The 14,368-nt window shown below is 71.0% G+C and carries 11 protein-coding genes; 5 read left to right on the forward strand and 6 right to left on the reverse strand.

The genetic code is table 11. From position 1 onward, the window contains the following. Positions 1-111 precede the first annotated feature (111 nt). Positions 112-339, reverse strand: coding sequence for a hypothetical protein (locus tag RUH65_RS12455; RefSeq protein WP_313817800.1), 228 nt, complete (start codon positions 337-339; stop codon positions 112-114). 380 nt (positions 340-719) lie between these two features. Between RUH65_RS12455 and RUH65_RS12460 the strand changes: the two genes are divergently transcribed. Both RUH65_RS12460 and RUH65_RS12465 read left to right on the forward strand, forming a co-directional pair. After that, positions 720-2,840: a DNA topoisomerase IV subunit B gene (locus RUH65_RS12460; protein WP_313817802.1), complete on the forward strand. Its 2,121-nt coding sequence runs from the start codon at positions 720-722 to the stop codon at positions 2,838-2,840. Between the two features lies 1 nt (position 2,841). Then, a complete protein-coding gene (locus RUH65_RS12465) occupies positions 2,842-3,483 on the forward strand; it encodes a class I SAM-dependent methyltransferase (protein ID WP_313817803.1) in 642 nt (213 codons plus the stop codon). Positions 3,484-3,486: 3 nt separating this feature from the next. Here the strand turns inward: RUH65_RS12465 and RUH65_RS12470 are convergent, their stop codons facing one another. The 5 genes from RUH65_RS12470 to RUH65_RS12490 form a co-directional block, all read right to left on the reverse strand. Continuing rightward, entirely contained in the window at positions 3,487-4,485 is a 999-nt protein-coding gene (locus RUH65_RS12470; protein WP_313817804.1) for an NAD-dependent epimerase/dehydratase family protein, read from the reverse strand. Continuing rightward, positions 4,482-7,352, reverse strand: a complete 2,871-nt coding sequence (locus RUH65_RS12475; RefSeq protein WP_396180202.1) for an alpha/beta fold hydrolase — start codon at positions 7,350-7,352, stop codon at positions 4,482-4,484. The genes RUH65_RS12470 and RUH65_RS12475 overlap by 4 nt, the downstream gene beginning before the upstream one ends. Further along, positions 7,349-8,371 (reverse strand): 3-oxoacyl-ACP synthase III, encoded by a 1,023-nt coding sequence (locus RUH65_RS12480; RefSeq protein WP_313817805.1) that lies wholly within the window; start codon positions 8,369-8,371, stop codon positions 7,349-7,351. The genes RUH65_RS12475 and RUH65_RS12480 overlap by 4 nt, the downstream gene beginning before the upstream one ends. A 201-nt stretch (positions 8,372-8,572) precedes the next feature. Then, positions 8,573-9,544, reverse strand: a complete 972-nt coding sequence (locus tag RUH65_RS12485; protein ID WP_313817806.1) for a M56 family metallopeptidase — start codon at positions 9,542-9,544, stop codon at positions 8,573-8,575. A gap of 120 nt (positions 9,545-9,664) precedes the next feature. Continuing rightward, entirely contained in the window at positions 9,665-10,033 is a 369-nt protein-coding gene (locus RUH65_RS12490) for a BlaI/MecI/CopY family transcriptional regulator (RefSeq protein ID WP_313817807.1), read from the reverse strand. A gap of 172 nt (positions 10,034-10,205) precedes the next feature. Here RUH65_RS12490 and RUH65_RS12495 point away from each other — a divergent pair, with 172 nt between their 5' ends. The 3 genes from RUH65_RS12495 to RUH65_RS12505 all read left to right on the forward strand — a co-directional run. Continuing rightward, positions 10,206-11,801 (forward strand): cytochrome ubiquinol oxidase subunit I, encoded by a 1,596-nt coding sequence (locus RUH65_RS12495; protein WP_313817808.1) that lies wholly within the window; start codon positions 10,206-10,208, stop codon positions 11,799-11,801. 88 nt (positions 11,802-11,889) lie between these two features. After that, positions 11,890-12,909, forward strand: a complete 1,020-nt coding sequence (gene cydB / locus RUH65_RS12500) for a cytochrome d ubiquinol oxidase subunit II (RefSeq protein ID WP_313817811.1) — start codon at positions 11,890-11,892, stop codon at positions 12,907-12,909. After that, positions 12,906-14,368, forward strand: a 1,463-nt coding sequence (locus RUH65_RS12505) for an ABC transporter transmembrane domain-containing protein (RefSeq protein ID WP_313817809.1), incomplete at its 3' end; no start/stop codon positions are given. The genes cydB and RUH65_RS12505, both read left to right, overlap by 4 nt.

A 14,368-nucleotide genomic window follows, 5' to 3' on the forward strand; every position in this document is an offset into this window, starting at 1 on the left:
CCCCCCTTCGTGGATCAGGGATGCCGTTGCTCCCGGACATCGTGGATCGGCTGGGTCAGGGCCGGGTCTGAGCCGGCGCGGGACGCATGGCGATCCGGGGGAGTCAGAGCCTCAGTCGGCGTCCACGGGCTGCTTCTCGTGCAGCTTGTTCGTCTCGTCCTGCCACAGGGTGGTCTGCGGGCGAAGGGTCTCTTCCACTGCGCGGGCGTGGTGCCCGCAGAACAGCAGCTCGCCTCCGCTGGGCAGGACAGCGCGGACATAGGCCTGAGCCCCGCAACGGTCGCAACGGTCGGCACCGGTCAGGACCGGCGGTTCAATCGTCGTGGCGGTGGTGGTCATGTTGGCCTCCTCATGTGGTGCCCCTATTCCCCTCGGGCCGGTCCGCAGGGACCGGGGGGATCGGTACTTGAAGGGTACTGCGTACACCTACGGAACCATCATCCTCGCACTTTTGGCCGCAGGCGCGAGCGGGAAGGGCCTGTTTTCGCTGATTGCGTACCCGGTGGTACTCGGACTGCGCTGCGTCCTCCGAGTCCGAGGCGCCGCGGTCCTCGGCGCCTGACGTGGTCCGTCAGGGCCCGAGATCAGCTGATGTGGCGCGGTCCCCGCCGGGTTCCCGCCGAACGGTGCCACGTGCCGATAACCTGAAAGACGATCATCAACCTCTTCGTGAACCGGCGAGGGGACGTCAGCAGCAGTCAGGGAAGTAAGGGAAACGCATGTCCCGCAGCAGTGAGTACAACGCCCGGCACCTCTCCGTGCTGGAAGGCCTCGAGGCCGTCCGCAAGAGGCCCGGTATGTACATCGGCTCCACGGACTCCCGCGGCCTGATGCACTGCCTCTGGGAGATCATCGACAACTCCGTGGATGAGGCACTGGGCGGCTACGGCCAGTCCATCACCGTGACGCTGCACGCGGGCGGCGCTGTGGAGGTCGAGGACAACGGCCGCGGCATCCCGGTGGACATCGAGCCGAGGACGGGCCTGTCCGGCGTCGAGGTGGTCTTCACCAAGCTGCACGCCGGGGGCAAATTCGGGGGTGGCTCCTACGGTGCCTCGGGTGGGCTGCACGGGGTGGGCGCCTCCGTGGTCAACGCCCTCTCGTCCCGCCTGGACGTCCAGGTCTTCCGCGGCGGCAAGATCCACCAGTTGTCCTTCCACCGGGGCGAGCCCGGGCAGTTCAGGGACACGGGGTCCACCGCCCGGCCGGATGCGCCGTTCACTCCCTCGGCGGACCACTCGCCCATGGAGATCGTGGGCAAGGCCAAGCGCGGGCAGACCGGCACCAGGGTGCGGTACTGGGCTGACGAGCAGATCTTCACCCCGGACGCGACGTTCTCCTACGAGGACCTGCAGCAGCGGGCCCGGCAGACCGCGTACCTCATCCCCGGACTCAAGATCACGCTGCGGGACGAGCGCCGGCTGCCGGACACCCCGGGGGAGATGGGGCCCCATGAGGAGGTCTTCCACTACGACGGTGGCATCTCCGAGTTCGTGGACCATCTCTCCTCCGTCAGCCCCATCACCGATGTGTGGCGGCTGCAGGGCTCTGGCACGTTCTCCGAGCGCGTTCCCGTCTTGGGCGAAGACGGCCGCTCGGCCATGCAGGACGTGGAGCGCCAGTGCGAGGTGGACATCGCCCTGCGCTGGGACGTCGGCTATGACACCCACCTGCGTTCCTTCGTCAACATCATCTCCACGCCCAAGGGCGGCACTCACCAGTCGGGCTTCGAGCAGGCGTTGCTGAAGACGGTCCGCAAGGTGGTGGAGGCCAATGCCCGCAAGCTCAAGGCCGGCAACGACAAGATCGAGAAGGACGACGTGCTGGCCGGGATGACGGCGGTGCTGACCGTCCGTCTGGCCGAACCGCAGTTCGAGGGGCAGACCAAGGCGGTTCTCGGCACCCCGGCCGTGCGCCAGATCGTGGCCAAGGTGGTCGAACAGCAGCTCGGCGCGATCCTGAAGTCGACGAAGAAGCACGAGAAGAACCAGGTCTCGGTGCTGCTGGAGAAGGTCGTCTCGGAGATGAAGTCCCGCATCTCCGCCCGGACCCACAAGGAGAACCAGCGGCGCAAGAACGCCCTGGAGACCTCCACCATGCCGGCCAAGCTGGCCGATTGCCGGACCACGGACGTGGCGTCCTCGGAGCTGTTCATCGTGGAGGGTGACTCCGCCCTCGGTACGGCGAAACTGGCCCGTTCCTCGGATTTCCAGGCCCTGTTCCCGATCCGCGGCAAGATCCTCAATGTGCAGAAGGCCTCCGTGGGAGACATGCTCTCGAACGCCGAGTGCGCAGCGCTGATCCAGGTTGTCGGCGGTGGCGCCGGACGCAGCTTCGACCTGTCCTCCGCGCGGTACGGCAAGGTGATCCTGATGACGGATGCGGACGTGGATGGCGCTCATATCCGGACCCTGCTGCTCACCCTGTTCTTCCGCTATATGCGCCCGATGGTCGAACAGGGCCGCGTGTTCGCCGCTGTGCCGCCCCTGCACCGGGTGGAGGTCATCCACTCCGGCAGCAAGGCCAACGAGGTGGTCTACACCTATTCGGAGAACGAACTGCACGGACTGCTGGCCCGCCTCGAGAAGGACGGCCAGAACTACAAGGAACCGATCCAGCGGTACAAGGGTCTGGGGGAGATGGACGCGGACCAGCTGGCGGACACCACCATGGATCCGCGCGTGCGGATGCTCCGCCGGGTGACCATCCCCGAGGCGGAGGAGGCGCTGCAGCGGGCCGAACACGTCTTCGACCTGTTGATGGGCTCCAACGTGGCACCGCGCAAGGACTTCATCATCTCCGGCGCCAGCGAACTCGACCTCGACCGTATCGACACCTGAGGTGACGTCCGAGGCCTGGCCCGGCCAACCCGGCTACGACGCCCTGGCGGAACTGTACGACCGGACCTTCCCGGGGCCCTGGCAGCGGCCGTTGGACCGCCACGCCGTGGACGCCTTCGCCGACGCGCTGCCCCGGGGCGGGACCATCCTGGACCTGGGGTGCGGCACCGGCCACGTCACCGTGGAACTGGCCTTCCGCGGCTTCACCACCATCGGCGTGGACCCGTCAGCCCGGATGCTGGAGATCGCACGCAGGCGCTATCCTCAGCGCACCTGGATCGCCGGTGACGCCCGCTTTCCCGCCGCAGACCCGGTGGTGCGCGCCGCTGGTCCTGTCAGCGGGATCCTGGCCCGGTTCAGCCTGATACATGTCCCACCCGAACAGGTTCCGGCGGTCCTGCAGTCCTGGGCGGCGCACACGGAGCCCGGCTGCCAGGTGCTCCTGGTGTTCCAGGGGCTGCTGGACTCCGGGCAGGATGTGGAGGAGTTCCCGCACGCCGTGGCCCGGGCCTGGCGATGGAACCCCTCGACGTTGGCCCGAGTCCTTGACGAGGCCGGATTCGCCGAGACGTGGCGGATCATCGTCTGCCCCGACCAGGACCACGCCCATCCCGAGTGCCATCTCAGTGCCGTGCGGCGCTAGAGGTCACCCTTGTCGGTAGTGCGCGGCCAACAGCTCGAGGCCACGGTCGATGGACACCGCCGGCACCCATTCCAGCTGCCTGCGGGTGCGCCGCTGGTCGAACCAGTGCGCCGTGGAAAGCTGTTCGGCCAGGAACCGTGTCAGCGGTGGCTCGTCCCCGTCGCGGCCGAGATCGGCCGCCTCCCAGACCCGTTCGATGACGGCACCGGCGCCCCGGGCGAGGCCGCCGGGGATCCGCAGCCGCGGTTCGGGGGCGCCGCCGGCGGTGGCCAGACCCCGGACGAGCTCGCCCACCGGGCGCGGTTCGCCATTGGTGACCACGAGTGCCTCGCCATGGACCCGGTCCACGGCGGCGACGGCGGCCACCACGGCGTCCACGGCGTTCTCCGAGTACAAGGTGTCGATCAGGGCGGCGGCCGGCCCGAGCAACGGCATCCGGCCCGCCCGGGCACGGACGATGATGCGCTCGGTCAGTTGGCTGTCCCCGGGCCCCCACATCAGGTGCGGGCGCAGGACGAGCACGCGCAAGTCCGCGCCGTCGGCGGCCAGGGCCAGCAGCTCCCCGGCGGCCTTGGTGCGGGCGTAGTGGCCGCGCGCGTGGTCCGGGTCGGCCGGCCCGGCGCCCGCACCGACGATCGACGTCCCGGCATGGGCCACGGACGGCGAGGAGAGGTGGACGAACCGCTCGGCACCCGCGCGGCGGGCCGCCTCCAGGACGGTCGCCGTGCCCCCGATATTGACCTGCTCGAACGCCCGGGCGGGTCCCGAGACGGAGACCTTGGCGGCCACATGGACCACCGTGTCCCGGCCGGACATGGCCCGCTCGACGGCCGAGGCATCGGTGACCGAGCCCAGGACGTCGCGGGCCCCGGTCACCCCGGACGGACGGCGTTGCAGGGTCACGACGTCGGCCCCGGACTCCACGAGGCGGCGCGCCACCCCGGAACCCAGGAGCCCCGAGGCTCCGGTGACGAGCACGCGGAGAGGCGGTGCGGCACTCACGGGGCGCCCACCTTCCCGCCGGACAGGACCCGCTCAGCCCAGTGGGCGATCCGGGTGCGGTCGATCTTCGAGTTGTGGCGGATGTCCACGGGGACCCGGTCTGTCACGAGCACCGCGGCCACCGGAACCGGCGCGGCGGCTGCCCGCACGGCCGCCGTCAGTGCACCGGGGGCCAGCCCGGGTCCAGGCCTCCGGGTACGGCCCACCGGCGCGGCTTCGACGACGGCGACCACGGCCTGGGTGCCCCGCGGACCGACCCCGACGACGGCCGATCGGGACACGCCGTCGAGGGCATCGATGCGCGCCTCGGGGCCACCGGGCGCCACGGGCCCGCTGGCCGTGAGGGCCACATGCTGCAGGCGGCCCTCGATCCAGAGCCGGCCGGCGGAGTCCAGGTGGCCCACGTCCTGGGTGCGGTGCCAGTCCAGCCCGTCCTTGCCGTCCCGTCGACTCAGGGAGTCGGTCAGCCACAGCCGGTCGTAACCGGCCTTCTGATGGGGCGCGGAGATGACGACCTCGCCCAGGACTCCGGCGGCGTCGGATCCCTCGAGCAGACTCCCCGTCGGGCTGCCGTCGGCCGCCAGGGGGTCGATGGCGATGCGCACGGGGCCCACGGGGTGGCCCACGCACACACCGTCGTCCGGCTCGGTCGCCTTCGCCGTGGGAGCCGCGGCCCGTGCCGAGAGTGCGCTGATCGCCTCCCGGTCGATGTCCGCCAGCAACAGGGCCTCGGTCATGCCGTAGGGCGAGTGGAACTCCGCCCGGGGGAAGAGAGCGGCCACCTGAGCCATCAGCTGGGGGTGGACCGGGGCACCGGCGGACAGCACCAGGTCGATGCGGCCGAGCACTGCGTGGTCATCCGGTCCGAGGTGAGCAGCGGTCGCCACGACGTTGCGCAGCGCCGCGGGGGAGGCGAAGAGGATGGTGGCGTGACCGGCACGGGCGGCCTCGGCGACGGCCTGCGCCGTGAGGGTGGCGGGCCGGGTCACGGACATGTCCGGGGTGACCGAGGTGGCACCGATGGCCGGCCCCAGCAGGGCGAAGGGGGCGAACCCGGCCAGCAGGGAGGAGCCGGGCCGGACATGGAACACGTCCTGCAGAAGTCCCGCCAGCGCCGAGAGGCGGCCGTGGGTGTAGAGGACCCCCTTGGCCGGTCCCGTGGAGCCGGAGGTGTACAGGACGGCGGCCGGATCGGTGGGGGCCGGCACGTAAGCGGTGCCGTCCGCGAGCCGTGCGCCGACGAAGCGGTCCGCCTCGTGTTCGCGGGCCATCCGGTAGAGGCTGTCCTCCACCCCGAGGGCCCGGGCGAGGGGGGCGGGCAGCGTGGAGACGGAGAGCCGGCGTCCGGGCCAACGCTGGGACCGGGCCACGGCGAGACCGGGGACCTTGCCGATGACCCAGTCCGGCCGAGCCGCGCGCACGGCACGTGTCATGCCGGCCACACCCAGCCCGGCATCGGCGACCACCACGACGGCACCGATCTTCAGGGCCGCGTAGAGGGCCGCGGTCAGGTCCCGCCCGGGAGTGACCATCATGGAGATCCGGTCGCCCGGGCGGACCCCGCGGGCCACCAGGCCGGTGGCGATGGCGTCCACGACGCCGGCGAGTCGGTTCCAGCTCAGCGGGGTCTGATCGCCCCCGGCCATGTCCACGAGCGCCGGGGCGGGACTGTCGCGCCAGTCATCCAGGTAGGACCACAGCGGCCGGCCGGTGGTCTCGTTCCAGGGGTCCTCCACGATGCTGGGGCCGGCGTCGGACGCCGCCTCATCCTCGGTGGCGACGGCCACGCCGTCCGGGCTCCGGGTGCGGCCGGTGCCGGCGAGCACCTGCCCTGCCCACCGCAGGATCGGGGTGGCGATGTCCACATCCTCGGCCAGCAGGTGTCCGGCCGTCTCGAATCGGTGCAGGTCGGCCTGGGGCAGTCGCCGCAGCAGGTCCGCCTGGTACCGGTCCAGGAACACCGGGTCCTTCGGGCCCCACAGCAGCAGGGCGGGCCGGGTGAAGGCGGCCACGGAGGCGGCCACCCGGCGCAGTTCCGGGTAGGAGGCGTGCCGCGGTCCGACGGGGATGTCGGCCACGAAGCCGCCGATCCCGCCCCGGCGCTGGGCAGTGGCATAGGGGGCGTGGTAGGCGGCCTGGAGGCCCTGGTCCAGGCCGGGATGGCCGAGAGCCGTCGTGACCCGCAGGAAGGCATCGGTCAGGACGGTGGAGCCGGGCAGCACCGGGCCGGCGAGGGCTGCCTGGAGGGGCAACGGGATCGGCTGGGACGCATCGTGGTGGAGGGCGGTGTTCAGGGTCATCGCGGCGGACACCAGGTCGTGGTGGCGGCCGGCCCAGCCGAGGGAGACGACGCCGCCCCAGTCGTGGCCCAGGGTCAGCAGCGGGTGGCCGGCGCGGGCCTGGACGTCGAGTCCGAGGGCGGTGACGAGGGCGTCGAGGTCGGCGAGGCGGCCGCCCAGGGTGCGGTATCCGGCGTCGTTCGCGAAGACCGGATCCGGGGCACCTGCCGCGGCGGCGGGACGGGGGAGGGAGTCATGCGGCAGGCGTTCGGAGAAGCCCATGTCCAGCTGGTCGGGGGCGACCACACGCCAGACGGGGCCCTCACCCTGCCGGGCGGCGCGGACGGTCGCGGCGGCGAGGGATCGCCACAGGTAGGACCAGGTCGGGTTGCCGTGCACGGCCAGGATGGTGCCGTCCGGTTCCAGGCCGTCCCGGGCAAGCACGTCCCCGGTGTCCAGGACGTGCAGAGTGCGCTGGCCGTCCACGGTGGTGATCGGCACCAGGCGGCTCCAGGCCGGGTCCCAACCGGGAAGGGGGACGGAGGCGGAGTCCGCCGGCAGGGTGGCTGGGGCGGCGGGGATCCTCACCAGGCGATCTCCAGCATGGCGGTGTTGAGCCCGGAACCGACGCCCATGCAGAGCACCCTGTCGCCGGCCGACAGCTGGTCCACCTCCCGGGCCAGGGTGATCGGCAGGGACGCCGGCCCGACGTTGCCGAGCTCGGGGAACGTGACGGGGAACCGCGCCGGGTCCAGGCCGGTCGACTCGGTGATCGAGTCGGTGTGGAGCCGGGAGACCTGGTGGGTGACGTAGCGGTCCATGTCCGCCCAGCCCCAGTCCGCCGGGACGTCGTTCCAGGCGTCCATGACGAGCTCCAGGCCGTCCTTGAGCAGGGCGGTGGAGTCCGTGAACATGCCCTTGTGGTCACCCACGCACAGGTCGTGGTGGTCCGTGCCGGCGCGGGTGATCCCGCGGACGATCCGGTGTCCCTCGGGGTGCTGGTCGGTGCGCCCGATGACCGCTGCGGCCGCCCCCGAACCCAGGGTCAGCGAGGCGAACTGCTCCATGAAGGTCGTGCGGTCCACGCCGTCCTGCTTCAGGTTGTCCAGGGTGGCCTGCTGGACCTTGATCGAATCCTCACCGGCCACGACCATGGCGTAGTCGACCTGGCCGGAGTCGATCATGGAGGCCGCCAGGGTGATGCCGTTGACGAAGCCCAGGCACGCGTTCGTGATGTCGAAGTTCGTGGCGGAGGTGGGCAGGCCCATCTCGTGGTGGATGCGCACGGCCACGGAGGGTTCAAGGGTCTCGCGCGTGACGGAGGTGTTGACCATGAGCCCGATCTGGTCCGGGTGGACGCCGGCTTCGGCCATGGCCTGGCGGCCAGCTTCGGCGGCGCCCATCTGGAAGTGACCGGGGTGTTCCCAATTGCGGCGGGCGTTGACACCAGCGACGCGCGGCAGCAGCCCCTTGGGGAGCCGGAGCGCCTTCAGGACACTAGCCAACTCCTCGTCGAGCTGTGCACTGGTCACGGTGACAGGGGCCAGTACTTCCGTCACGGAGAGGAGTGAAGCATTGGAGTGACGGAATGTCGCGTTGCCTTGCACTATGGGGCCTGGTCCGTTCGTGGGGGTCAAAGGGGTTGGTTGAGAGGGCGGCGGCGCTGGACGCCACCGATGCACCAGCCTAGCGAACCCCGGCCGGTGGAAAGCCGGGAGTCGGCTGGGAGGGGCCTGAATGATGACCCGGAGGCTGGGCCGTCGTCGGCGATCGGTGGCCGCAGCGGCGGCCAGGGGTACGGCACGTGGTTACAGCAGCAGCACCAGGGGGAAGAGGGCCAGGCCCACTGCCGCCACGACGACCAGGAGGCGAAGGGCCACCGGCAGGGGGTCGGCGGGGGACAGCAGGCGGTACAGGCGCAGGGTCAGGGGGACGGATCCGTCCCCTTGGACGTTCGCCGCCCGTGGCGGTGCCGGTGCCGGCTGCGTCGGTGCCCTGGCCTCACCGGTGAGCACGATGGCCCGCACCAGGTCCCGGCGGTCGTGGACGGTCAGCGCGGCGTCGTCCGCCATCATCTCGGTGAGGCCGGCCACGGCCCGTTGGGCCATCGCCGTGGTGGGCAGCCAGGCCACAGCCCGGTGCCACGCCTCGAAGGCCAGCCGGAGGAGGTCGTGCCGTTGGCGCAGGTGGGCCCGCTCGTGGGCCACGACGGCGGCCACCTCCGGTTCCGACAATTGGTCCAGCAGTCCGCGGGACAGGACGGTCAGGGAACCGGTCAGGCCGGGCAGGCAGTAGGCCAGCGGGACATCGTGGGGCAGCACCCGGGTGGGGGTCCCGGCGATGCCCTCCGCCAGGCGGCTGCGCTCCGATGGCGGCGCTGCCAGGAGTTCGACCATCTGGCGGTGGCGGCGCCGGTTGGCGACGGTCTTCACGGCGGTGACGGCCAGGGTCAGCACGAGGTGGGCGAAGAGCATCAGGGCGAGGGTGGCGGCCGCGATGCGGGTGGGCAGCCACGGGTCGTGTTCCAGCTGGGGTACCCAGGAACCCTCCGCGAGGGCCCGGACGAAGGCGGGGGCCGCCTCGACCACGGTATCCCCGAAAGGGGTGAGCCCCCACAGAAGGGGGAAGCCGATCAGGGAGAGGCCGCCGGCGAGGGCGACGGACTGCCAGAGCGCCATGGCGGCGGCGGGGGCCCGGCGGACCCAGCGTGCGCGGCCAAGCAGGACCGGGACCGGCCAGGCCAGGATCACGGCCAGCGCGGCGAGCAGCGTGACGGACACGAGGGAAAGTCTAGAGGGCCGGGTCTCCGGCTTTCAGTCGACGTGGGGTGGGTGTCCGGGCGTCAGGCACACCGCCCGTCGACTGAACGTCGGGATGGTGGGCCGGGATCGCGCGTCGGATCAGGATTCCAGCAGGCGGCGCACGGCGGCGGCCTCATCGGGACCGATCCCGCCGATGAAGCGGGCCAGGACGGCCTCGCGGTCGGGCACGGCACCGAGTACCTCGTTGAGCAGGCCGACGGTGTGGTCCTCCCGGGTCGAGGCGGCGGCGTAGCGATGGGGCCGGCGCCCGCCGTCGCGGCGGACCAGGCCCTTCTTCTCCAGCCGTGACAGCACGGTGAGCACGGTCGTGACGGCGAGATCCCCGGCCAGGGCATCGCGCACGTCATTGGCCGTATGGGCTCCCGGCCGGTCCCACAGCAGGTCCATCACGGACCGTTCCAAATCTCCCAGTGCCACCGGCGCCTCCCTCAAAGCAATGTTCTCCACCACAGGTGTCCTTCTGGACCCGACTTTATTCTACAGGACGTAGAACTTGGGGTTACCCTGGTTTCTACAAGCTGTAGAAGTCGAGTGCCGGACGCCCCGCCTCGCCCTGATGGGGCGGCGTCTGGCCCGGACCGGTGCGGATCCCACGCCGTACCGAGGGAAGGGTGTACCCATGGATCCCCTGGACATTGCCCGGTGGCAGTTCGGCATCACCACCGTGTATCACTTCATGATGGTTCCGCTGACCATCGGGCTGGGCCTGGTGGTGGCCACCCTGCAGACCATGTGGCACCGCACCGGCCGAGAGCACTACCTGCGGATGACGAAGTTCTGGGGAAAGCTCTTCCTCATCAACTTCATCATGGGCGTGGCCACCGGGCTGGTGCAGGAGTTCCAGTTCGGGATGGCGTGGTCCGAGTACTCCCGCTTCGTCGGGGACGTGTTCGGGGCTCCGCTGGCGTTGGAGGCGCTCATGGCGTTCTTCCTGGAGTCGGTGTTCCTCGGCCTCTGGATCTTCGGCTGGCAGCGGTTGCCGAAGCGGGTGCACCTGGCCTCGATCTGGTGCGCCGTGATCGGCACCGTCTTCTCGGCCTATTTCATCCTGGCCGCCAATGCGTGGATGCAGCATCCGGTCGGGGTCGAGATGGTGGACGGCCGCCCCGTGATGAATGACATCTGGGCCGTGCTGACCAACAACACCTTGCTCGTGCACTTCCCGCACACCCTGGCCGGCGCCCTTTCCGTGGCCGGCGGCTTCCTGCTCGGCATCGCGTGGTTCCACCTGTGGAAGCGGCGCCGGGAGGGCATCGACACCGTGGCCGCCGACGGCACCGTGGTGGTGGGCACCACCGGCTCCAAGGGCCGGGACGAGACCGACTACCGGGTCTGGTACTCCTCCCTGCGGTGGGGTGCCTGGATCGCGCTCGTGGCCTTTCTGGGCACCGCCTTCAGCGGCCATGCCCAGGCGCAGCTGATGATCCAGCAGCAGCCGCTGAAGATGGCGGCCGCGGAGGCGGCCTGTCATGACGGGACGGCGTTCTCCGTGCTCTCCGTGGCCGATCTGCGCAGCGACGGGGCCACCGACTGCGACGATGTCGTGGGCGTCTTCGAGATCCCCGGGCTGCTGTCCTTCCTGGCCCACAACAACTTCACCACCGATGTGGCCGGTGTGAACACCCTGATCCCGCAGTACCAGGAGGACTACGGCACCCATCTGCCGGACGATCCGATGTACGGCGAGCGCGCCGGCCAGGAGATCGACTACCTGCCGGTCATGGAGGTCACCTACTGGGGCTTCCGCATCATGATCACCTTCGGCGGTCTCGCGGCCCTCGCGGCGGCCCTCGCGCTCTGGTTGACGCGCAAGGGCACCGTGCCGGCGTCCAAGCCGCTGATGCGGCTGGCCGTGGTCGGCATCCTGGCGCCCTTCGGCGCCAATGCGGCCGGGTGGATCTTCACCGAGATGGGACGTCAGCCGTTCGTGGTGGCCCCGAACCCCGACCCCACCGGTATCGACCAGGTCTGGATGTACACGGCCGCGGCCGTGTCCCCGGGGGTCGGCGCGGGCGAGCTGTTGTTCTCGCTCATCCTCCTCACCACCATCTACGCGGTGCTTCTGGTCGTGGAAGTCGTCCTGCTCACCCGCTACGTCAAGGGCGGGGTGCCGGCCGGCATGCCCGAGCTCACACAGGACGAGCACGATGACGACGCCGGCGGCGCCGGAAAGGACGGCACCGTTGACTCCGATGTCCTCGCCTTCGCGTACTGACGGTGCCGCTGTGAGCGCACTGAACGCCCCGACTGCCCGGCCCGTTCCGACCGACCCGACCCCCGAGAGGTAGACCGTCATGGAATCGATCGAGTTCCTTCCCACCTTCTGGTTCGTCCTGGTGGCCGTGCTCTGGGTGGGCTACCTGTTCCTCGACGGCTTCGACCTCGGCGTCGGCATGCTGATGCGGGGCTGGGCCCGCAACGAGAGCCAGCGCCGGGTCATCCTCAACACCATCGGACCCGTCTGGGATGGCAACGAGGTCTGGCTGGTCACCGCGGCGGGGGCCATGTTCGCCGCCTTCCCGCTCTGGTACGCGGCCCTGTTCGCCGGCCTCTACATCCCACTGACGATCACGCTGCTGGCCCTGATCCTCCGGGCCGTCTCCATCGAGTACCGCGGCAAGGCCCTGACCGCCCGGACCCGGGACCGCTGGGACTGGTGCATGGCCGGCGGCTCGGCCGTGGCCGCCTTCAGCATCGGCCTGATGCTCGCCGTGTCCACCACGGGCCTGCCGCTGAACGCCAACGGAGACCGCGTGGGCGGGCCGTTCGCCTGGCTGTCCTGGGAGGGCGTGCTCGGAGGCCTGGCCGTCGTCGGGTTCTCGCTGGCCATGGGATGGGCCTACCTCGGCCTGAAGACCGACGGCGCCCCGCGGGAGGCGGCGCACCGCCACCTCACCCGCTGGCTGCCCCTCTACCTGCTGCCGATGGGTGCGTGGGGCGTGGTGGTGGTCTCACGCCAGGACGGCCTCTTCCCGTGGATGCTGCTGAGCGTGGCCCTGGCCGCCGCCCTGGGAGCCCTGACGGCGGCCCGAGTCCGCCGCGAGGGCTGGACCTTCCTCGCCCTGGGTGCCTCCCTCGTGGCCGGCGCCGCGGGCCTCTTCCTGGCGGTGTTCCCCGTCGTGCTGCCCTCCACCCTCGATCCGGCCTTCGACCTCACGGCCCTGAACGCCTCCTCCTCGGAGTACACGTTGAACTTCATGGCCTGGGTCGCCGTGATCATGGTGCCGATCATCCTGGCCTACTCGGCCTTCGTGTACTGGGTCTTCCGGCAGCGGTTGCACGAGACGCACATCCCGGAGTCGCACGTGGTGACACCGGTGTGAGACCCGAACTGCCCACCTCCCGGACCGGCCGGGCGGCCCTGGTCCTGCTGGCCCTGCTCGCCGCGGTCAAGGCCGCCGGCTGGATTCTGCTCGCCACCGCCCTGGCCCGGGGCATCACGTGGCTGGCCGAGCGTTTGCCCGCTCCGGAGAGCAGTGACCTCCTCGGCCTGCTCTTCGCACCCGACCCGGCCTCCTACGACCCGCTCGCCCACGGACTGCTCTCGGACGCGGCCGGAACCACCCTCGCCCACGTGGTGGGCCTGGGCCTGGCCGGTGTGCTCGCCCGGGCCGCCGCCACGTGGGGCCAGCAGGTATGTGCCCGGCGTGCGGCCCTGGGCGCCAAGGAGGAGCTGCGCCACCGTATGGTCGCCCACCGCCTGGCGTCCGCCGGGGCCGGCGCGGACCGGGCGGGGGAGGACTCCGTGCTCGCCTCCTCCGGCCTGGACGGGCTCGACAAGTACTTCACCCAGTACCTGCCCGCCCTGTTGACCGCTGCGGTCATGCCACTCGTCCTCGGCGTGTGGATCCTCACCCATGACTGGGTCTCGGCCCTGGTGCTGGTGCTGACGATCCCTCTCATCCCCGTGTTCATGGTCCTGATCGGGCAGTACACCGAGGATCGTGTCCGCCGGGCCGCCGAGGGACTGGACCGGCTGTCCCACCATGTCCTGGAGTTGGCACGGGGGCTGCCCGTCCTGGTCGGCCTGCGCCGGGCCGGCACGCAGCGTCAGGCGCTCGCGGGGGTATCGGACCGCTACCGGGCCACCACCATGGCCACCTTGAAGACGGCCTTCATGTCCGGCTTCGCCCTCGAACTGATCAGCACCCTGTCCGTGGCCGTGGTCGCCGTCTTCATCGGCGTGCGGTTGGTCTACGGGGAGCTCGACCTCTACACCGGGCTGCTCGTGCTCACCCTCGCTCCCGAGGTCTACCTGCCCTTCCGGGACATCGGCTCCGCGCACCACGCCTCCGAGGATGGTGTGGAGGCTCTGCGCCGTGCCCGCGCCGACCTCGACCGTCCCGTCCCGGACTCGCTCTCGGACGTCCTCGGCGCGGGCGCAGCACCGGCCGTCGCTTCGGTCGCAGACCCGTCTGTCCCGGTGGGGAACGACCGGTTGGTCCTCCGAGGCCTGGGCATCGCCTACCGGGTGCCCGACGGCGGCACGTTCCCGGCCGTCGTCGGGCACCTGGACCTCGACCTGGCCCCCGGTGAACTGACCGTCCTCGGCGGACCCAGCGGGACGGGCAAGACGACGGTCCTGTCCGCCCTCGCCGGGGTGCTCCGGGGCGGAGAGGCCGAGTTCACCGGCACGGCCGCGGGACTGGCAGGCCGCCGCGTGGCCTGGCTCGGTCAGCACCCCGCCTTCAGTGAGCCGACGGTCGGCGCCGAGTTGGCGCTGTACGCCGTGGCGTCCGCGGGCCCGGACGGCGCCCGGGACCGGGGCGGCGACGTCGGCCC

It is taken from the genome of Citricoccus sp., assembly GCF_032154715.1.
GTDB lineage: Bacteria > Actinomycetota > Actinomycetes > Actinomycetales > Micrococcaceae > Citricoccus.

What these genes read in the sequence shown, in the direction of transcription:
- RUH65_RS12495 (WP_313817808.1), top strand. Translation starts at nt 10,206, where the DNA reads ATGGATCCCCTGGACATTGCCCGGTGGCAGTTCGGCATCACCACCGTG.
- RUH65_RS12460 (WP_313817802.1), top strand. Translation starts at nt 720, where the DNA reads ATGTCCCGCAGCAGTGAGTACAACGCCCGGCACCTCTCCGTGCTGGAA.
- RUH65_RS12455 (WP_313817800.1), bottom strand. Translation starts at nt 339, where the DNA reads ATGACCACCACCGCCACGACGATTGAACCGCCGGTCCTGACCGGTGCC.